The sequence below is a fragment of the Mesorhizobium sp. M0833 genome, assembly GCF_040319905.1.
In the GTDB taxonomy this organism is placed as follows: Bacteria; Pseudomonadota; Alphaproteobacteria; order Rhizobiales; family Rhizobiaceae; genus Mesorhizobium.
The window spans coordinates 97,951-117,627 of record NZ_JAMYOQ010000002.1 but is presented as its reverse complement, the minus strand read 5'-3'; the positions used below and the strand labels follow the sequence as shown (position 1 = coordinate 117,627).

The window sequence follows — 19,677 nt, the reverse complement described above, 5'->3', positions numbered from 1 at the left end:
GGACGAGCAGCTTACTTCTTCAGCTGGTCGCGCAAGGCGGCGAGCTTGGCGAAGGGCGAGTCCGGGTCGAAGCGGACCGGGCGTTCCTCACGCGGTTTCGGCTGGAAGGCAGGCTTTGCGCCTTGGGCGCTGCCTTTGCCGTCCTGCCGGCCAGCCTTCCAGTCGGGCCGGTTTTCGCGCCGGTCGGGGCGGTCGCCTTGCGGCTTGCCGGCGCGCTGCTCTCCAGCCTCGCCTTGCGGTTTAGGCTTGAACTTGCTGCGATCGAAGCGCGGTTTGCCGGCGCCGTCACGCGGGTCGTGGCGCCCCTGACGGGCGGCCCGGTCGCCTGGTGTCGGTTGCCCGCCCGCATCTACCGGCGCATCGCTGCGACTGTCCGGCGCAGCTTGACCATTGCGCGCGCGAGCGCCCCGTTGATTGTCCCGGGGGCGGTTGTCATGCTGGCGATGACGCGGGCGCTGGTCGAAACGACCCTGCCGCCACAACAGGATAGGTTTTGGCTCCTCCGCCTCCGGGGCAGCGTCGTCGGCGACTGCTTCCGCCGTCGCTGCAGGTTCGGCCGGCGATGCTTCCGTCGTTTCGAAGATCGGCGGCTCTGCCGGTGCCATAGCCTCAGTTTCCGCCCCAAGTTCCGCCGCCCTTGGCTCGGCCGCTGGTTCTGCAACCGCTTCGGCGGTGGGCAGGATCTCTTGCGTGACTTCTGCCGCAGCTTCAGGGGCTGGAGCTTCCGCGACAGGCTCTGCCGTCGCTTCGGTTACAGCTTCGGCCGCCGCCTCCGCAACGGGAGCCGCATTCGACACGGGTTCCGAAGCCTCCGCCGGCAGCTCTGCCGCGGCAGATGCTTCCGCCATCCTCGCCTGCTCGACTCGTGTTGCGTCTTCAGCCGCCTGCTTTGCAGCGGCCGCTTCGCGCGCGGCATTGTCCTGTGCTTCGAGCCGCGCCTTGACCTCGGCCGCCGGTTTGGCATCGGCGCGATAGCCGAGCCCCTTCAGGATTTCTTCCATGTCGTCGGCGGTCGCGCCGAGGATCGACATCATCGGCGGCGTCACCATGAAGGACTGGCCGTCATAGGCGCCATCGGGGCGAGGCCCGAGGCCCGGCTTCCAGTTGGTCGCCGGTCGGATCAGGTCGGCCAGCCGCTCGAGAATATCGACGCGTACAGCACGCCGGCCGAGATTGCGGTAGCCGGCAAGCTTGTAGAAGGTCTTGTCGAAGGTCGGATCGATGACCACCGAGGTGCGGCCGGAGGCCAGTGCGTGAACGACATCGCCGAAGCCGGGCTTGTCCTTGCCGTCGTTTCTCAGCGCCCACAGGAGCGTGATCAACCCGGCCGGCGCCGGCTTGATCAGTGCCGGCACAAAGACATGGTAGGCGCCGAAGCGCACGCCGAGGCGGCGAAGGGCCGCGCGGCCTTCCTGGTCGAGCGACTTCATCTCGTCGGCGATGTCGCGACGGTTGATGAGGCCGAAATGCTCGACAAGCTGGAAAGCGATGCCGCGGCCGATGCCGGTGATCTGCTCGGCACTCTTGAGGTCGACCAGCGGCTTCAGCAGGGATTCGATCTGGAAATTGACGAAGCGCTCGGCGCGCGCCGCAACCTTGTCGCGGGCCGGACCGGTGAGCTGCTCGTCGGCCAGCAGGACAAGACGCGGCTTCAAAGCGTCTTCGCCGGCGACCAGCGTGCCGATCGGCGCGCCGATCCAGCGCAGCGTGCCATCCGAACCCAGGGCGATGTCGCCATTGGCAGAGGCGCCGAAGCGCTCGGCCCGCGCCTCGAACTCGGCGGCAAGCGCCTTCTGCGCCGCCGCCCGCACCGCCTTGGCGTCCTCGCCGCCGGCGCTCTGGTCGGCGGTAAAGCGGAAACCTTGCAGCTCGCCGACATGATGGCCTTCGACGAGTACGGTTCCGGTTGGGCTGATTTCGGCTTCAGGCATCGTGTTTTCTCTAAGGCGCCGCATGAGGACGGAAGTCCTGCGGTCTACAAAACGTTTCGTCAACCGCTCATGCAGCGCATCCGACAATCTGTCTTCGATTTCGCGCGTCTTTTCCTGCCAGTGTGCCCGATCGGCCAGCCAGCCGGGCCGGTTGGAAACGAAGGTCCATGTGCGGATCTGGGCAATCCTGTGCGACAGCGTGTCGATGTCGCCTTCGGTGGTGTCGGCACGGCGCACCTGCTCGGCCATGTAGTTCTCGTCGACATGGCCATGCCTGGCAAGGTCCATGTAGATGGAGGCGATCAAGTCGGCGTGCTGGGCCGGCGCGATCTTCCTGTAGTCGGGCAGCGCGCAGGCTTCCCACAGCAGCGCCACGCGTCTCGCATCGGTGGTGAGTGCCCGGACGTCCTCGTCGCGCGACAGATGCTCGAGCGCCTGCGCGTCCACGGCCGGCAGCGCGCGCGTCAGGCCTTCGACCGGGGCGTTGGTCTCGATCGAGCGCTTCAGCGCATCGAGGTTGGCGAAATCGAAATGCGCGGTGCGCCACTGCAGCACTTTCACCGGGTCGAAATCATGCGCCTCGATCTTCTTGATCAGTTCCTCATCCAGCGGATCGACCTGGCCGGTGACGCCGAAGGTGCCGTCGCGCAGATGCCGGCCGGCGCGGCCGGCAATCTGGCCGAGCTCGGCCGCTGTCAGGTTGCGGTACTGGTAGCCGTCGAATTTACGGTTCTGGGCGAAGGCGACGTGGTCGAGGTCGAGGTTGAGGCCCATGCCGATGGCGTCGGTTGCGACGAGGTAGTCGACGTCACCCGACTGGAACAGCGCCACCTGGGCGTTGCGGGTGCGCGGGCTGAGTGCGCCGAGCACGACGGCGGCACCGCCTTGCTGGCGGCGGATCAGCTCGGCAATGGCATAGACCTCGTCGGCCGAGAAGGCGACGATCGCGGTGCGCCGCGGCAGGCGGGTCAGCTTCTTCGAGCCGGCATAAGCAAGATGCGACAGCCGTGGCCGGGTCACCACCGACACGCCCCGCAGCAGGCGCTGCAGGATGCCGTGCATGGTGGCCGCGCCAAGCAGCAGCGTCTCCTGGCGGCCGCGCAGATGCAGGATGCGATCGGTAAAGATGTGGCCGCGTTCGAGATCGCCGGCGAGCTGGACCTCGTCGATGGCAACGAAGGCGGCGTCGGTCTCGCGCGGCATCGCTTCCACCGTGCAGACCGAGTATTTCGCGCCAGCCGGCTGGATCTTTTCCTCGCCGGTGATGAGCGCAACCTTATGGGCGCCGACCTTCTCGCAGACGCGCGCATAGACCTCGCGGGCAAGCAGCCTGAGCGGCAGGCCGATGACGCCGCTTTCATGCGCCACCATGCGTTCGATGGCGAGATGGGTCTTGCCGGTGTTGGTCGGGCCGAGCACGGCCGTCACGTCCCGGCCGGTCAGGATCAGCGGTTCAGTGTGTTTCGGATGGATGTTCATCGGCCTGGAAATAAAGGCTCTCCGCCTCGCATTGTCGGGAGCGCGCCCATATTGGCCGCGTATGACAGGCGACACATAGGGATTTCGGGCGCGAAGCGAAAGCGGAATGTGCCGAGGGCCGGCCGATTGGTCGCTTCAAAGCCAGAAAATCTGTTCCCGATTAACAGTTGGAACGAGTCTGGAACGAATCAGCGACGAATCACTGACTCTCGCCGATTCAGGTTTTGTTCACGGCTACATCTGGGTTTTCTGCCGGCATACCTCACCACATGCTGAATCACGGGAACTGGCCCGATTCATGCAAGCGGCATCCAGGCGAGCACCATGGTTAACCTTTGCCGGTGAATGGTCGTGGGTGGCCAATCTGCTTCGCACAACATTATGAAATTATTGATGTTTCCTAACGCGCCTTAATCATTTCGAGGGAGTTTTCAGCTCTCGTCGTTAACGTTCCGCTCAAAGCCGGAACGAATCGGCGACGAATCAGAGATAGCCGAAGTTTCTTGGTTTGTTCACCGCAACATGTTGTGTTGTGAACAGCTTCTCCACCGAGAATCCACAGGCAGCCGGGCGGTTTTTGCACAGGCTGCGCAGCGGCCATTAACCTTTGCGTGCTGGTTCGGCACACACCGGCGTCATGGCCATCGGTCGGCGCACTTGCCGCATGAGGCTCAGACTCGGCCCCACGCTGAACGGCTTGTTCAAGGCACATCCTCTCCGACGGCATAGCGCTGCAATGTAGGGCCGACGGTCTGGATGATTTCGTCGTGAGACAGGGCGACGACCGGTGGTAGGCGCAGCAGGTAACGGCACATCGCCAAACCCAGCAGCTGGCTGGAAATGAGCCCGGCCCGCCGGCCCGCATCGGCGGGATCAGCGACCGCCGCAACCAGTGGCCTCACCTGGTTGGCAAATACATCGCGCAACTTTTCGGCGGCGAATTCGTTCGACGTCGCCGACCGCAGCAGAATTGCCATGCCGGTACCGTTGGCCGGATCTTCCCAGATTTCGAGAAATCGCCTGATCAGTGTCTTGCCGATGGCGGTTCGATCGATCACCCGCAGTGCCGGCAATTTCAGGTCGACGACCGCCGCTCTGGCGAATAGCTCGTCCTTGCTGCGGAAATAGCGGATCACCATGGCCGGATCGATCGAGGCATGGGCGGCGACGTCGCGGATGGAGGCGCCGTCATAGCCGTGCTTGGCGAACAGCAGCCTCGCGGCTTCGAGGATCTGGGCGCGGGTGCGGTCCGACTTGCTGGTTTTCTTCTGCTGATTCTCGCTCATGAAATCCATATGCCAACGGCTGTTGACAAATGCAATGGCTTCGGCTAGAAAGTCAACATGTGTTGATAAATGGAGAGCGAAAATGTTGCCTGATGCAACGGAAGTCCTGATTATCGGCGCCGGCCCGACCGGCTTGGCGCTGTCCATCGTGCTGCACCAGGCCGGGGTCGACCATATTCTGATCGACAGGCTTGGGGAGGGCCTTCAGACCTCGCGGGCCGGCGTCATCCACGCTCAGACGCTGGAAGCGCTGGAGCCGCTGGGCGTCACGCAGCGGCTGAGCGAACTTGCCCTGAAGCTGCATAATTTCGCCATCCGCGACCGCAACCGGACACTGCTCAAGCTCGATTTCGGAAAGCTTCCGTCGAGGCATCCCTATCTGATGATGCTGCCTCAGAATCTCACCGAGCAGGTGTTTGCTGAGCGGATTACGGCCTTGGGCGGCGTGATCCACCGCATGGTCGAGGCCAAAGCGGTGGTTCAGGACACTGACGGTGCGCGCGTGACGGTGGTCGAAAACGGCCGCGAGAAGATCATATCGACACATTACGTCGTTGGCGGCGACGGCATGCACAGCCTGGTGCGCAACTCGGCCAGCATCGAGTTCGACGGCGCGGCCTATGAGGCGTCGTTCGTTCTCGCCGACGTTCTTCTCGACTGGCCGGTTGGGCCAACCGAAGTGTCGCTGTTCTTTGCGCCAGCCGGACTGGTGGTGGTGGCGCCGCTCCCAGACGGATCGTACCGCGTCGTCGCGACAATGGACGATGCACCGGAAAAACCCGCAGTCGCAGACATACAGGTGCTGCTCGACAGCCGTGGACCGAGCAAAGAAAGAACCCGCGTGCTCGACCTGTCGTGGAGCTCGCGGTTTCGCGTGCATCACCGCCTGGTCCGGTCATACCGCAAGGGCCGGTTGTTCCTGATGGGCGATGCCGCGCACGTGCACAGTCCGGCGGGAGGGCAAGGCATGAATACCGGCATCGTCGACGCGGTCGTGCTTGGCCAATTGCTTGGCGACGTGGTGAACGGCGTGCGCCCCGAAGCGGAGCTCGAACTCTATGAAACGCTGCGACGCCCGGCAGCCCAAGAGGTGCTTGACCTGGCTGGCATGATGACCGTCATGGCGCTTACCCGCAGTCCGGTGAAGCGGTTCGTTCGCAACCTCGTACTATCGGTGCTGAACCTCACACCACTCCTGAAGCGCCGCATCGCATTGAAGCTGTCGGGCCTCAGTCGGGCGCCGCTTGCCCGTCTGCCGGCACCCGCGTGGGAGGCAGGTTCAATTACCCGAACCCAGCCTGAAGCCAGCCCAGCGCTGAAGCTTGCCGCGTGACAGCCCGGTTATCTGCCCGTACCTGCTGTCGGGCCGGTACGGGGGCATCCGCGACATCCCAAGCCTCAGCTGATGTACTGGCCGCCATTGGCTGATATGGTCGAGCCGGTGATGAAACCGGCGTCGTCGGATGCGAGGAAGACGACGCAGCGCGCGATCTCCTCCGGCTCGCCGAGACGGCCGACCGGGATCTGCGGGATGACACGCTCGTTGAGCACCTTCTCGTCCATCGCCTTGACCATCTCGGTGGCGATATAGCCGGGACAGATGACGTTGACGGTGATGCCGGCGCGCGCGCCTTCCTGGGCCAGTGCCTTGGTGAAGCCGATGTCGCCGGCCTTCGAAGCCGAATAATTGACCTGGCCGACCTGGCCTTTCTGGCCGTTGATCGAGGAGATGGTGATGATGCGGCCGAACTTGCGGTCGCGCATTCCACCCCACAACGGATGCGTCATGTTGAAGACGCCGGAAAGATTGGTGTCGAGGACCTCTTTCCATTGCTCGCGCGTCATCTTATGGAACATCGCGTCGCGGGTGATGCCGGCATTGTTGACCAGCACCGAGACGGGACCGAGATCGGCCTCTATCTGTTTGATGCCGGCAGTGCAGGCTTCATAGTCGGCGACCGACCATTTATAGACCGGGATGCCGGTCGCTGCCTTGAACTTTGCCGCCGCATCCTCATTGCCCGCGTAGTTCGCGGCCACCGAATAGCCGGCGCTTTTCAAGGCGACCGATATCGCCGCGCCGATGCCGCGCGACCCGCCTGTGACGATTGCAACCTTTGTCATGTGTCCTCCCGGGAAATGCAGATGACTGCGCGTTGAAGCGGTGGGGTTTGCCCTCTATTCCCTACTCGCTTTGCGCCAGTATCCTACTCGTATCGCCTATCTCATCACAATGCTTCCACGCACATGGCAACGCCCATACCGCCGCCGATGCACAGCGTGGCAAGACCTTTCTTGGCACTTCTGCGGCGCATCTCGTAGACCAGCGTGTTGAAAATGCGGGCGCCCGAGGCGCCGACCGGATGGCCGATGGCGATGGCGCCGCCATTGACGTTGACGATCGCCGGGTCCCAGCCCATGTCCTTGTTGACGGCGCAGGCCTGCGCAGCGAAGGCCTCGTTGGCTTCGACCAGATCGAGGTCGCCGACCGACCAGCCGGCCTTGGCCAGCGCCTTGCGCGAGGAGGGGATCGGTCCCGTCCCCATGATTTGCGGGTCGACGCCGGCGGTCGCCCAGGAAACGATACGCACCAGAGGTGTGATGCCGCGCCTTGCGGCTTCCGCTTCGGTCATCAGCACCACGGCTGCGGCGCCGTCGTTGATGCCGGAGGCATTGGCTGCTGTCACCGTGCCTTCCTTGTCGAAGGCCGGCTTGAGTTTGGTCATGGCATCGATTGTCGCGCCGTGGCGGATGTATTCATCCTGGTCGACGACGGTGTCGCCCTTCCTGCCCTTGACTGTGAAGGCAACGATCTCGTCCTTGAATTTTCCGGCTTTCTGCGCGGCCTCGGCCTTGTTCTGGGAAGCCAGTGCGAACTGGTCCTGGTCGTCGCGGGTGATCTGGAACTGGCGAGCGACGTTCTCCGCGGTGTTGCCCATATGATAGCCGTAGAAGGCATCGGTCAGGCCGTCCTTGATCATGGTGTCGATCAGCTTGAAGTCGCCCATCTTGACGCCACCGCGCAGATGTTGCGCATGCGGAGCCATCGACATCGATTCCTGGCCGCCGGCAACGATGATCCTCGCGTCGCCCTGGGCGATCTGCTGCATGCCGAGCGCGATGGCGCGCAAGCCCGAGCCGCAGAGCTGGTTCAGGCCCCAGGAGGTAGCCTCCTGCGGCACGCCGGCGGCCATAGCCGCCTGCCGCGCCGGGTTCTGCCCTTGGGCCGCGGTCAGGATCTGGCCGAGAATGACCTCGTCCACCTCCTTGCCCTCGACGCCGGCACGGACAAGCGCTTCCCTGACGGCGACCGCACCCAATTCATGGGCTGGCGTGTTGGCGAAGGCGCCGTTGAAGGAGCCGACAGGCGTGCGCGCTGCACTGGCGACAACGATGGCGTTGGAAGCGGACATGTTCTTCTCCAGGCTTTCGGGGAACGATTTCGGGTGCCGTCGGGGACTTTTCTTGCCCTTTCCACAACTCGAGTCAAACCCGAAATGGGCATGGCGTCCCACTGCCGCAAGCATGCCGCCCGTCGCTGCAACGGCGGCCCGTCCGTGCTGCGCAGCATAAAATGTTCCCGCACTGCACAAACTGCTTGGATTCATGACGCTTTTGCGCATATCCTTTAAAAAGGCGCAATCGTTACCGGCGGCTTACTTAAGCTGCCCGGTGTCCGGGGAGGATGCAGATGGCCGCAAAAGACGAACCTATTGTTATCAAGAAATATGCCAATCGCCGTCTCTACAATACGGGCACCAGCACCTATGTGACGCTCGAGGATCTCGCTGAAATGGTCAAAAAAGGCGAGGACTTTACTGTCCAGGACGCCAAGACCGGTGACGACATCACGCATCCGGTGCTGACCCAGATCATCTTCGAGCTGGAGAACAAGGACGGGCAGAACATGCTGCCGATCCCGTTCCTGCGTCAGCTCATCGCCTATTACGGCGACCAGATGCAGATGATCGTGCCGAGCTTTCTCGAGCAGTCGATGCTGGCCTTCTCTAAGGAGCAGGAACGCTTTCGCGAACAGATGAAAGATGCGCTCGGCAAGTCCCCGATGGACATGATGAAGATCGCCACGCCGATCAAGGTGCTGGAGGAGCAGACGCGGCGCAACATGGAAATGTTCCAGAACGCCATGCGGCTGTTCACACCGTTCCCGCCTGCGGGCTCTGCGCCGGCAGCAGCGCCGGCCGAACCGGCCAGGAAGGAAACACCGGAAAAACCCGACGACCTTCAGGAACTGAAGGAGCAGATCGCCGCGATGCAGCGCAAGCTCGACACGATGTCCTGACTGCCGGCTGGCGAAGTGCCGGCCGAAACTTCCTTCAGCAGACCATGTGATAAAACATCTTCGTCTCGAAAGGCGGAGATGTCATCCATGCTATGCTTCGTGGCATGCTCTATTTCGTGGTCACCGTCACCAGAGCGGTAACAGGTTTGCCGTCTACTAGAATGGGCCGGTGATGATCATCGGCAAGAAGCACGCCGATTACGTGTCTGCCGGCGGCATTCGGGCAATGGCCGAAACGGGCCTTGATAAGGTCACCGCCAAAGTCGCTGTTCATGCTGTTGTACGGCTTGCCGGGGATGTTGCAGGTGTCTCCGTCGGGATCGATCTTCATATGCACGTGGCCGCATTGGCTGATTTCCCCACACTCACCCGCAGGGAGCAGCCTGAAGTTGCTCCTGACGACGACGCCTATCGCCTTCTCAGGGGCATTGCCCAGTTCGACAACTGAACCTGCGGCCGGCCAGGCGATTTCCAGGGTGGGCCGATCCTCGGCCTCGGCAGACACGAGCGACAATAAGGAGAGAGCGAGGGCAGTCGTTGCGGTGATGCGAAACATGGTAACCTCCGTTGCGATGTAAACATTGATTACATACGCAGCGCTCGAACGCAAGGGAAATAATCAGTGTTTACATTCCGCTCTCGTGCTATTTGGCTGAGATGACCAAGACTACTGATTCCGACGAAGCCGGACATGCCAAGCGATATCATCACGGCAATCTCGTCGAGGCCTTGATCACGGCAACCGTGGAGATCATCGAGGAACGGGGAGCCGAGCATGTCTCCGTACGCGAAGCCGCAAAACGTGCCGGCGTTTCACCCGGCGCACCATTCCGGCATTTTCGATCGAAAACAGCGTTGCTAACCGCGGTCGCCGAACAGGCCATGGATCGGCTGACAGAGGCTGTTGCCAAGGCGCAGGCGAAAATCGGCAGCGCAGATCCTATTGAGGCTTTCGAAGCAATCGGACAAGGCTATCTGGAATGGGCAATTACCAACCCCACGCATTTCCAGATCATCAGTTCCAGAACCCTAATTGATTTTGAAGCGTCGGACAGCCTTCGTCATCAGAATGAGGCTATTCGGCGGAGGATGATCGACTTGCTGACGCAAGCGCAACAACACGGTCGGCTTGCTCCCGACACCGACTTTGATCATCTTGTGCTTGCCGCGCGTGCACTCGTGTATGGGTTGGCACGCATGGCGCTCGATGGTCATTTCCGGGAATGGCATCCGTCCGAGCCGCCAGCCCTGGCCGCGCAGCGGGCTCTCCGACTTTTCATGAGCCGTATGACCATTCCATCTAAAGCTTAAATTCGCCAGCACCCAAAAAAAGGCCCGGGATTGCGCCGCCAGCTAATGGAACTCCGGCAGCGGTCCCTGGTAGCGGGCGCGGGGCCGGATCAGGCCGTTGCTTGTCACCTGCTCCACGGCATGCGCGGCCCAGCCGACGCTGCGGCCGAGCGCAAACAGACGGAACGGCGCATCGGACGGCAAGCGGAGGCTGCGCGTCAGCGCAGCCAAGGCGAAATCGACGTTCGGGCGCATGCCCGTTGCCGCAAAGGCCGCATCGCAAAGCCGCAGCAGGCCATCATCGACATCGATAACGGCCAGCAAAGGTTCGGCGCGCGGATCGCCTTCGGGATAAAGCGGATGGCCAAATCCGGGCAGTGGCATGTCGTGACCGAGCCAGCGTCCGACGGCCGCATCCGGCCCCAATCTCTGCGCATCCTCGCCCAGTAGCATGACGGCCTCCGCGGCGGCGCCATGGCGCGGACCGGAGAGCGTGGCGAGGCCGGCAAGCAGGCAGGCCGAAACAGGTGCGCCGGTGGACGCGGCGACCCGCGCGGCGAAGGTCGATGCGTTCAATTCGTGATCGGCCAACAGTACGAGCGAGCGGCGGATCAAGTCTGCACCGGCCGCATCGAGCGACCATCCCCGCGCCAGCCTTTCGTGCACGGCACCGGTTCCGGGAATCGCGCCGAGCGCCTGGGCCAGGGCGGCGATGGCGCCGGCCGCATCGTGGTTGAGCGAAGCTGATCGGCGGCCGAGCGAAGGCCGGCCGGTGGCCGCCAACGCGGCCAATTCCGCGAAGGCGGCCGGCCGGCCAGTTGCGCCGTTGCCATGGCGGCTCGCCGACACGAACGACACTGGTGCGTCAGACGCCCAAAGCAGGTTTGCCGTCTGCTCCAGCGTGGCAGCCTCGCAGAGTGCAACCGCATCCTGGCCGCGATAGACGAGGCGGCCGTGCAAAACGGTCGAGATCGTGGTGGCTATCGCCGGCTCACCCCAGGCAATTGCACTTTCGGCGATGGCCTGGGGATTTCGGCCGCGCGCCCGGCGGCTCGCCAGCGCCGCGATGTCGTCGGCGCGATACTGGCTACGGCGTGGATCCGCCCCATCCGGCCGCATGCCGATGCGCCCGCGGCTGACATAGGCATAGAGCGTCTGGGCGCGCACCTTGAGACGCTCCAGGGCTTCGTCCCGCGTCAGCCACTCTGTCATGTCAGTCCTGTCATGTTGATTCTGTTGATCAAGATTGATGATCGAGTCGCCAACCCTTATCTACCGCGCGGAAAGGGTCAAGGAGAAAACCAATGGCGAATGGGCTCGATGATGTGGTGGCGGCGGAAACGGTGCTCTCCGATGTTGACGGTCTTGGCGGCCGCCTGACCATCCGGGGCCATTCGTTGCCCGAACTGGCAGGCCGCTGGAAATACGCCGAGGTGGTCCATCTGCTGTTCGACGGCTTTTTCGACGATTTTCCCGACGACAAGGAACTGGCGAACGCGATCGGTCGGGCGCGCAGCGAAGTGTTCGAGCAGATCGAACCCTTGCTGCCGTTTCTCGCATCCCTCGATATCTACAGCGCGATGCGCGCCGGCATTGCGCTGCTGCCGGACGGCCGCAAATTGCCGGACGCGCTGCGGCTGGTTGCGGCACCTGCCGTGCTGACGCCGGCCTTGCTGCGCTTGCAGCGCGGCGAAAGCCCGATTGCGCCTGATAGCAAGGCCGATCATGCCGCCGACATGCTGCGGATGCTGACCGGCATTGCGGCCTCGCCGAAGTTGGCGAAGGCACTCGATGCCTATCTCGTGACGGTTTGCGACCATGGCCTCAACGCATCGACCTTCGCCGCGCGCGTGGTCGCTTCGACGCAGGCCGGGCTTACTTCGGCGGTGCTGGCCGGGCTCGGAGCGCTCAAGGGGCCGCTGCATGGCGGCGCCCCAGGTCCGGTGATCGAGATGCTGGATGCGATCGAGGCGCATGGCGACGCCGCCGGCTGGCTGCGTGACGAGATCGGGCGCGGCCGGCGCATCATGGGCTTCGGGCATCGCATCTACCGCGTGCGCGATCCGCGTGCCGACGTGCTGAAAGCGGTGGTGCGGCAACTCGGCGCCAAGGGCGAAGCCGGCCACCGGCTGGCGTTTGCCGAGAGCGTGGAGCAAGCGGCGCTCGAAGTGCTTCGCATCGCCAAGCCGTCGCGCTCGCTCCAGACCAATGTCGAGTTCTTCACAGCACTTCTGCTGGAGGCGGCGGGCTTTCCGAAAGAGGCGTTCACCAATGTCTTTGCTGCCGGGCGCGTCGCCGGCTGGATTGCCCATGCGCGCGAGCAGCAGACGAGCGGACGGCTGATCCGGCCGCAGTCGCGCTATATCGGGCCGGTCCCAGACCTCGTCGCTTGAGGATTTTTCCCTCGCATACTTGCGGAAGCCGGTCGCAATAGCCGGTGCTGGACACCTCTCTCGTCGAGATAAGAGAGGTCCTCATGACAAAAATTTCATGTCATTGCTCCACACATCCGCTGTTCTTGGATGGCAGAGAACCTATATGCTGCAGTGCAACATGGTTCCGCGGGAACCCACTTCAAAGGAATAGCCAGCCTTGACTACCAGAAAAACCGCCATAGTCACGGGTTCTACCTCGGGCATCGGCCTGGCCATTGCCCACGCGCTCGCGGCCGAAGGCTGCAACCTCGTCGTCAATTCCTTTTCCGATACCGCAGACGACCACGCCATCGCAGACGCGATCGCGAAGCACCACAAGGTGAAGACCGCCTATGTCAAAGCCGACATGTCCAAGCCGGCCGAGTGCCGGGCTTTGGTGGCGATGGCAGCCGAGGCATTCGGCTCGGTCGACATCCTGATCAACAATGCCGGCATCCAGCATGTGGCGCCGGTGGAAAGCTTCCCGATCGAAAAGTGGGATGCGATCATCGCCATCAACCTGTCATCGGCCTTCCATACCATCGCGGCCGCCATTCCGTTGATGAAACAGGCCGGTGGCGGCCGGATCGTCAACGTCGCCTCGGCCCACGGCTTGGTCGCGTCGCCGTTCAAGTCGGCCTATGTCTCGGCCAAGCATGGCATTATGGGCTTGACCAAGACTGTCGCCCTGGAGCTGGCGCGCGACAAGATCACCTGCAATGCCATTTGTCCGGGCTATGTGCTGACGCCGCTGGTCGAGGCGCAGATCCCCGACCAGATGAAGGCCAACAAGATGGACCGCGAGACGGTGGTCCGCGAGGTCATGCTCGAAAAGCAGCCGACCAAGGAGTTCGTTACCGTCGAGCAGGTTGCGGCGGCGGCAGTGTTCCTATGCTCGGATGCGGCGGCGCAGATCAACGGCACGCACATCTCTGTCGATGGCGGCTGGACCGCTCAGTGAGCCTTCCAGCGGTCAAGGGCCACGCCATGCCGAAAAACGGCAAGGCGGAAGAGCCAAAGAAGATCAACATCGCGCTGCAAGGCGGCGGTTCGCACGGGGCGTTTTCCTGGGGCGTGCTTGATAGGCTGCTCGAGGACGGGCGCCTCGACATAAAGGCGGTTTCGGGCACCAGCGCCGGCGCCATGAATGCCGTGGCGCTGGCCGACGGCTTTGTCCGCGGCGGCGTCGAGGGCGCGCGGCGTAAGCTCGACGATTTCTGGCGTGCGGTGGCGGCAAAGGGCCGCTTCAGCCCGGTGCAGCGCATGCCTTGGGACGTCGCCTGGGGCAATTGGTCGATCGAGAACACGCCCGGCTATTTCCTGTTCGATACGATGTCGCGGGTATTTTCGCCCTATGTCGCCAATCCGCTCGCCATCAATCCGCTGCGCGACGTAGTCGAACGTGAGATCGATTTCGACAATGTGCGCGCCTGCAAGTCGATTGAACTGTTCATTTCCGCTACCAATGTCGAGACCGGCCAGTTGCGGGTCTTCTCGGACGGCGAGATCGACCTCGACACGGTGATGGCGTCGGCCTGCTTGCCGCAATTGTTCCGTGCCGTCGAGATCAAGGGCGTGCCCTATTGGGATGGCGGTTATGGCGGCAACCCGGCACTGTTCCCGTTCTTCAAGACGGCGGCCACCGAGGACGTGCTTTTGGTTCAGATCAATCCGGTGGTCCGCGAGGGGACGCCGAAGAGCGCCAATGAAATCCAGAATCGCATCGACGAGATTACCTTCAATGCCGGGCTGTTGCGCGAATTCCGTTCGATCGCCTTCGTCAAGGAATTGATCGCCGCCGGCCGACTGCCGCACGGCGAATATCGCGACATACGCATGCACCGCATCGATGCCGACGAAGCGTTCAAGGATTTGTCGGCATCGTCCAAGGTCAATGCCGAATGGGCGTTCCTTGCCTATCTGCGCGACCTCGGCCGCACCGCGGCCAGTGACTGGCTGGAAGAAAATTACGACGCCGTCGGCAAGCGGCCGACGATCGATCTGTCCGGCGAGCTCGATGACGGCCTGAAGCCGGTACGCGGGCCCGCACCGGGCCGCCGGGTCAAGGAGTTTCTTGCGGCGCGGAAGCAGCCCGAGGCCGCCCGCCGTCCGGCCTAGAACGGTTCATCGTTTCGGAAACGCCGAACCGCTCTATCTTTTTGTTTTTGTTTTGACGCAATTCCGGACGGAAACCGTTTCACACTTTTGCTGGAATTGCTCTCGCTCCTCCGCAAAGCAGATGACATCGCAATCTGTCCAATCATCCTGACACTTGCTGCCATACCGCTGTTTTGGCGATCAACAGCCGATGCTGCAGCCGCATCTTTGCCGACAAAGCAACAATCCATCAACTTTTCTGACTATATTGCGCCGCAACTTTGAGGTAGAAGCGCGCTTCGCCGATCACGGCAATTTGAATACGGCCTCGCGCGCACCCATATCGGCGACGCGCCCCAAGTAGAAGATGCGGCTTGGCCGAACCCCGCGCACTGGAAAAATAACGATGCCGAAATTCAGGTTTCACAAGCTTGCTGCCATTGTTGTGCTCATCGGTTTCGCCGGCTGGATGGTGACAGGCGAGTTCTCGTCCGTCGGCAGCGCGTCCGCCGACAACAAGCCCAAGGCAGGAGAGGTCGAGCAGCCCAAGACAGCCGACGCAGGCAAGCCCCAAACTGGCGAACAGGGGGCTGCCAAGCCGGGGACTGCCGAGGCGGAACAGCCCAAGGCGCCGTTACGCACGGTCGCGGTCATAACCCCGCCGCGGCGCACCTATGCACGCGCTATCCGCATTTCCGGACTGACCGAAGCCGACAAGCGCGCCGTCCTGGCGACACGCGTCGCCGGCGTCATCGACAAGCTGCCGGTCAAGCAGGGTCAGCACGTCAAGACCGGCGACCTGATCCTGATGCTTGCCGCCGAGGAAAAAATCTCGGCGGTCGACAATGCCAAGCAGCTTGTCGTGCAGCGTGAGGCAGAGCTGGCTGCTGCCCTGCGGCTGATGAAAACCGGCAATCTGCCCAAGTTGCAGCTCGATACAGCCCGCTCCAACCTGACGCTGGCCAAGTCGCAACTGGACGCAGCGCAAGCCGAACTCGACCGCAACGAGGTGAAGGCGCCCTTCGACGGAGTTATCGACCGGGTGCCGGTGGAGCTTGGCAGTTCCGTGATGCAGGGCGGCGAGGTGGCTACTATTCTCAGCCTCGACCCGGTGATTGCGCGCGGCGAGGTCAGCGAACGCGATCTCGGCTATCTGAAGATCGGTGACAAGGCGAATGTGCGTCTGGTCAGCGGCCAGAACGTCGAGGGTATCGTGCGCTACATCAGCCGGGATGCATCATCGGCAACCCGTACCTTCCGGGTCGAAGTCGCCATCCCGAATGCAGATGGTTCGGTACCGGCCGGCATGACGGCCGAAATCGCGCTCAGCGCCCAGCCGACCGACGCCGTCATGCTGCCGCGCTCGGTGGTGACGCTCGGCGACAAGGGCGACCTCGGCATCCGCGCCGTCGACAAGGACGACAAGGTCGTGTTCTTCCCGATCGACCTGGTCGACGACACGCCGACCGGCCTGGTGCTCGGCGGCATTCCGGCCGACGCCCGCATCATCGTCGCCGGCCAGGAGCTGGTGAAGGAAGGCGAAGTGGTCAGGCCGGTCGAAGCGGACCAGGCGACCATCCAAAAGCTGTTGGGCGAAGCGACGACCGGGACGCAGTAATCATGGACATCGTCAAACTTGCAATCAGCAATGCCCGGCTGACCATTTCGGTCCTGGTCTTTCTCATCCTTGCCGGTGCGGTTGCTTACCAGTCGACGCCGAAGGAAGCGGAACCGGACGTTCCGATTCCGATGATGTATGTCAGCCTGATCTACCAGGGCATCTCGCCGGAAGATTCCGAGCGCCTCCTGCTGCGGCCGATGGAAGCCAAGCTGAAGAGCCTCAAGGGCCTCAAGGAGATGCGCTCGGCCGCCTTCCAGGGCGGCGGCTATGTGCTGGTCGAATTCCAGCCACAGACGGATCTCGCCACCGCGCTGCAGGACACGCGCAGCAAGGTGCAGGACGGCAAGGCCGACCTGCCGCAAGCGGCCGAGGAGCCCGTGGTCTCAGAGGTCAACATCTCCGAGTTCCCCGTCCTGGTCGTGACGCTGTCGGGCGAGGTGCCCGAGCGCGTGCTGACGGCGGCGGCGCGCGAGTTGCGCGACCGCATCGAGGAAGTGCCTGGCGTGCTCGAGGGCTCGCTGCAGGGTGCGCGCGACGACCTAGTCGAAGTGGTCATCGATCCGATGAAGCTGTCTTCCTACGGGCTGCAGCTCGACCAGTTGATCGGTGCGGTCGGCGCTTCCAACAGTCTTGTCGCCGCCGGCAATATCGAAGGGTCCGAGGGCAAATACGCAGTCAAGGTGCCGTCGCTTATCGAGACGCCAGAGGATGTGGCGGCGCTTCCGGTCGTCGCCGGCCCCAATGCCGTGGTGCAGGCCAAGGATATCGCCACCATCCGCTCGACCTTCAAGGACGCCGAGACGGTTACCCGCCTCGACGGCAAGCCGGCGATTGCCATCGAGGTGAAGAAGCGCATCGGCTCCAACCTGATCGATACGATTGGCAAGGTCAGGGAGGTGTCCGACGCCTTCATCAAGACGATGCCGGAGGGCATGCACGTCACCTACACGCAAGACAAGTCTGTTTTCGTGAACCAGTTGCTCGGCGACCTGCAGAACCACGTCATGATCGCCGTCATCCTGGTGTTCATCGTTATCCTCTACGCGCTGTCCGGCCGTGCCTCGCTGCTGATCGGATTGGCCATCCCCTCATCCTTCCTGATCGGCATCCTGTTGCTGGCAATGATGGGCTACACGATCAACATGATCGTGCTGTTCAGCCTCATCCTGGCGGTCGGCATGCTGGTCGACGACGCCATCATCGTCACAGAATTCGCCGAGCGTCGCATGAGCGAGGGCATGCCGAAGCAAGAGGCGTTCGCGCTTGCCGCCAAGCGCATGGCCGGCCCGGTCATCGCGGCTACGATGACGCGCATTGCCGCCTTCTCGCCGCTGTTGTTCTGGCCGGGCATCATCGGCGACTTCATGAAATATATGCCGATCACGCTGATCGTGACGCTCTCGGCCTCGATGCTCTATGCGCTGGTTTTCGCGCCGACGCTGGGCGCGATATTTGCCAAGGCGCCGGCCCATCACCCCGACGACAATCGCGACGGCTGGTACATGGCCGTGGTCAAGCAGGCGGTGCACTATCCCATCACCGTGCTTGTCCTCACTGTGGCGCTGTTGTTCGGCGTCGGCTACGCCTATTCGAAATTTGGCGCCGGCGTCGAATTCTTCCCGAATGTCGAACCTGACTACGGCCTGCTCTATGTCCACGCCCGCGGCAATCTTTCGCTTGCCGAAATGGATGCGGCCACCAAGACGGCAGAAAATCGGCTGCTCGGTTGGCCGGGCGTGAAGTCCGTCTATACGCGTGTAGGCAAGACGCAGGGCGGCGGCCAGGACGTTCCGGAAGACGTGGTCGGCGTGATCCAGTACGAATTCGTCGACTGGCGCGAGCGCAAATCGGCGAACTCAATTCTGGACGAACTGCGCGGCGTGATGGCCGGCATTCCCGGTGTCGACGTCGAGGTTCGCGTGCCGGAAGCCGGCCCGCCCACCGGCAAGCCGATCCAGATCAGGCTTTCGGCCGTCGATCCGAAGGGCCTTGACGACAAGGCCCGCGCCGTCGCCGCGCGCATTGCCAAGGTGCCCGGCGTCATCGATATTTCCGATGGTCTGGCGCCGCCCGGGGTCGACTGGGCGCTCGAGGTCGATCGCGCAAAGGCGGCGCAGTACGGCATCAGTCCGACCGCGGTCGGGACGGTCGTGCAATTGGTGACCAACGGGCTGAAGCTCAGCGAGTACCGGCCCGCCGGCGCCGACGATGCGGTGGACATCAGGCTGCGCCTGCCCGAGGATCGGCGCACGCTGTCGACGCTCGACGAACTCAGGGTGCAGACCGCGCAAGGCTCGGTGCCGATCTCGAACTTCGTCGTGCGCAAGCCGGAGCCGACGGTCGGTATCCTCAACCGCATCGACGGCGCGCGCACGGTGGTCGTCCAGGCCAACGTCGCTGCCGGCGCCCAGGTGGCTGCCGTCCAGCAGGAGGTCACCAAAGCTGTCGCCGACATGAACCTCGGCAGCGGCATTCGCTGGAAGCTTGCCGGTTCGAATGAGGACAGTGCGGAGGCTGGTGCCTTCCTCAGCAAAGCCTTCGGTGCGGCGATCTTCCTGATCTTCATCGTGCTTCTGGCGCAGTTCAACAAGTTCACCAGCGTCTGGCTGGTGCTGTCCTGCGTGGTCATGGCGACGATCGGCGTGTTCCTGGGGCTGCTGCTGACGGGAGAGGCATTTGGCATCGTCATGTCGGGCATCGGTGTCATTGCGCTGGCCGGCGTAGTGGTGAACAACAACATCGTGCTGATCGACACCTATGACCGGTTGCGCGAAGAGGGCTGGGACAAATACGAAGCCGTTCTGCAGACCTGCCGCGAACGTGCCCGCCCGGTGGTGCTGACGGCAGTGTCGGCGATCCTCGGCGTGCTGCCGATCGCTTTCGGCCTCGGCCTCGAAATCTTCCACCACGAGACGACGATCAACGCGCCGTCGACGCAATGGTGGATTTCGCTGTCTTCGGCTATCGTCTTCGGGCTGTCCTTCGCCACCGTGCTGACGCTGGTGGTGACGCCGTCGATGCTGATGGTGTTCACGCGCGCCAAGGTCAAACCCGGTGCGCGCCGTGGCTGGTTCAGTAGCCTGTTGGGGCGTCGCAAGGCCGACATCCCGTCGAAAGGCCTGGACGCCGATCTGGGCGCCGAGCCGGCGATCGCCTTCCCGAAGGCCGCCGAATAGAGTCCGATTGCTGCCCTGATCAAGCAAAGGCCGCCCGGGAACAATGGGCGGCCTTCTGCATTGTTTCGTCATTGCAACCTCAA

14 protein-coding genes are annotated in these 19,677 nt (G+C 63.1%); 8 read left to right on the top strand and 6 right to left on the bottom strand.

Annotated features, from left to right (window positions below; genetic code table 11):
* Nucleotides 1-11: 11 nt before the first annotated feature.
* Together NKH98_RS02705 and NKH98_RS02700 are read right to left on the bottom strand one after the other, a co-directional pair.
* The gene (locus NKH98_RS02705; protein WP_352896527.1) at nt 12-3,410 is read right to left on the bottom strand and encodes a helicase-related protein; all 3,399 of its coding nucleotides are present in this window, start codon (nt 3,408-3,410) and stop codon (nt 12-14) included.
* A 701-nt stretch (nt 3,411-4,111) separates the two neighbouring features.
* Nucleotides 4,112-4,696: a TetR/AcrR family transcriptional regulator gene (locus tag NKH98_RS02700; RefSeq protein WP_352896524.1), complete on the bottom strand. Its 585-nt coding sequence runs from the start codon at nt 4,694-4,696 to the stop codon at nt 4,112-4,114.
* An 82-nt stretch (nt 4,697-4,778) separates the two neighbouring features.
* On the opposite strand from NKH98_RS02700, the gene NKH98_RS02695 reads away from it, so the two are divergent.
* Nucleotides 4,779-6,029, top strand: a complete 1,251-nt coding sequence (locus NKH98_RS02695; RefSeq protein ID WP_352896521.1) for an FAD-dependent monooxygenase — start codon at nt 4,779-4,781, stop codon at nt 6,027-6,029.
* Nucleotides 6,030-6,094: 65 nt separating this feature from the next.
* On the opposite strand, the gene phbB is transcribed toward NKH98_RS02695, so the two are convergent.
* Nucleotides 6,095-6,820, bottom strand: a complete 726-nt coding sequence (gene phbB, locus NKH98_RS02690; protein ID WP_352896518.1) for an acetoacetyl-CoA reductase — start codon at nt 6,818-6,820, stop codon at nt 6,095-6,097.
* A 104-nt stretch (nt 6,821-6,924) separates the two neighbouring features.
* Complete coding sequence (locus tag NKH98_RS02685) at nt 6,925-8,109, bottom strand: acetyl-CoA C-acetyltransferase (protein WP_254816500.1); 1,185 nt, start codon at nt 8,107-8,109, stop codon at nt 6,925-6,927.
* A 278-nt stretch (nt 8,110-8,387) separates the two neighbouring features.
* On the opposite strand from NKH98_RS02685, the gene phaR reads away from it, so the two are divergent.
* Nucleotides 8,388-8,996, top strand: a complete 609-nt coding sequence (gene phaR, locus NKH98_RS02680) for a polyhydroxyalkanoate synthesis repressor PhaR (RefSeq protein WP_254816501.1) — start codon at nt 8,388-8,390, stop codon at nt 8,994-8,996.
* A 109-nt stretch (nt 8,997-9,105) separates the two neighbouring features.
* On the opposite strand, the gene NKH98_RS02675 is transcribed toward phaR, so the two are convergent.
* On the bottom strand, nt 9,106-9,552 hold the full coding sequence (locus tag NKH98_RS02675) for a hypothetical protein (RefSeq protein ID WP_352896515.1): 447 nt from the start codon (nt 9,550-9,552) through the stop codon (nt 9,106-9,108).
* 101 nt (nt 9,553-9,653) lie between these two features.
* Between NKH98_RS02675 and NKH98_RS02670 the strand changes: the two genes are divergently transcribed.
* Nucleotides 9,654-10,307: a TetR/AcrR family transcriptional regulator gene (locus tag NKH98_RS02670; RefSeq protein WP_352687233.1), complete on the top strand. Its 654-nt coding sequence runs from the start codon at nt 9,654-9,656 to the stop codon at nt 10,305-10,307.
* Between the two features lie 42 nt (nt 10,308-10,349).
* Here NKH98_RS02670 and NKH98_RS02665 read toward each other — a convergent pair whose 3' ends face one another.
* Nucleotides 10,350-11,498, bottom strand: coding sequence for a citrate/2-methylcitrate synthase (locus NKH98_RS02665; protein ID WP_352880757.1), 1,149 nt, complete (start codon nt 11,496-11,498; stop codon nt 10,350-10,352).
* A gap of 92 nt (nt 11,499-11,590) precedes the next feature.
* On the opposite strand from NKH98_RS02665, the gene NKH98_RS02660 reads away from it, so the two are divergent.
* The 5 genes from NKH98_RS02660 (at nt 11,591) to NKH98_RS02640 (ending at nt 19,594) form a co-directional block, all read left to right on the top strand.
* Complete coding sequence (locus NKH98_RS02660) at nt 11,591-12,679, top strand: citrate synthase/methylcitrate synthase (protein WP_352896511.1); 1,089 nt, start codon at nt 11,591-11,593, stop codon at nt 12,677-12,679.
* Nucleotides 12,680-12,878: 199 nt separating this feature from the next.
* Entirely contained in the window at nt 12,879-13,661 is a 783-nt protein-coding gene (locus tag NKH98_RS02655) for a 3-hydroxybutyrate dehydrogenase (RefSeq protein ID WP_352896509.1), read from the top strand.
* 26 nt (nt 13,662-13,687) lie between these two features.
* Nucleotides 13,688-14,818 carry a patatin-like phospholipase family protein gene (locus NKH98_RS02650; protein ID WP_352896785.1) on the top strand — a complete coding sequence of 377 codons (1,131 nt, stop codon included), beginning with the start codon at nt 13,688-13,690 and terminating at the stop codon, nt 14,816-14,818.
* Nucleotides 14,819-15,203: 385 nt separating this feature from the next.
* Complete coding sequence (locus NKH98_RS02645) at nt 15,204-16,415, top strand: efflux RND transporter periplasmic adaptor subunit (RefSeq protein ID WP_352896506.1); 1,212 nt, start codon at nt 15,204-15,206, stop codon at nt 16,413-16,415.
* A 2-nt stretch (nt 16,416-16,417) separates the two neighbouring features.
* Entirely contained in the window at nt 16,418-19,594 is a 3,177-nt protein-coding gene (locus NKH98_RS02640; protein WP_352476140.1) for an efflux RND transporter permease subunit, read from the top strand.
* Nucleotides 19,595-19,677: the final 83 nt, after the last annotated feature.

Bases quoted from the DNA above. Each gene is read 5' to 3' on its own strand.
- NKH98_RS02705 (WP_352896527.1), bottom strand. From the start codon at position 3,410: ATGAACATCCATCCGAAACACACTGAACCGCTGATCCTGACCGGCCGG.
- NKH98_RS02700 (WP_352896524.1), bottom strand. From the start codon at position 4,696: ATGAGCGAGAATCAGCAGAAGAAAACCAGCAAGTCGGACCGCACCCGC.
- NKH98_RS02695 (WP_352896521.1), top strand. From the start codon at position 4,779: ATGTTGCCTGATGCAACGGAAGTCCTGATTATCGGCGCCGGCCCGACC.
- phbB (WP_352896518.1), bottom strand. From the start codon at position 6,820: ATGACAAAGGTTGCAATCGTCACAGGCGGGTCGCGCGGCATCGGCGCG.
- NKH98_RS02685 (WP_254816500.1), bottom strand. From the start codon at position 8,109: ATGTCCGCTTCCAACGCCATCGTTGTCGCCAGTGCAGCGCGCACGCCT.
- phaR (WP_254816501.1), top strand. From the start codon at position 8,388: ATGGCCGCAAAAGACGAACCTATTGTTATCAAGAAATATGCCAATCGC.
- NKH98_RS02675 (WP_352896515.1), bottom strand. From the start codon at position 9,552: ATGTTTCGCATCACCGCAACGACTGCCCTCGCTCTCTCCTTATTGTCG.
- NKH98_RS02670 (WP_352687233.1), top strand. From the start codon at position 9,654: ATGACCAAGACTACTGATTCCGACGAAGCCGGACATGCCAAGCGATAT.
- NKH98_RS02665 (WP_352880757.1), bottom strand. From the start codon at position 11,498: ATGACAGAGTGGCTGACGCGGGACGAAGCCCTGGAGCGTCTCAAGGTG.
- NKH98_RS02660 (WP_352896511.1), top strand. From the start codon at position 11,591: ATGGCGAATGGGCTCGATGATGTGGTGGCGGCGGAAACGGTGCTCTCC.
- NKH98_RS02650 (WP_352896785.1), top strand. From the start codon at position 13,688: ATGCCGAAAAACGGCAAGGCGGAAGAGCCAAAGAAGATCAACATCGCG.
- NKH98_RS02645 (WP_352896506.1), top strand. From the start codon at position 15,204: ATGCCGAAATTCAGGTTTCACAAGCTTGCTGCCATTGTTGTGCTCATC.
- NKH98_RS02640 (WP_352476140.1), top strand. From the start codon at position 16,418: ATGGACATCGTCAAACTTGCAATCAGCAATGCCCGGCTGACCATTTCG.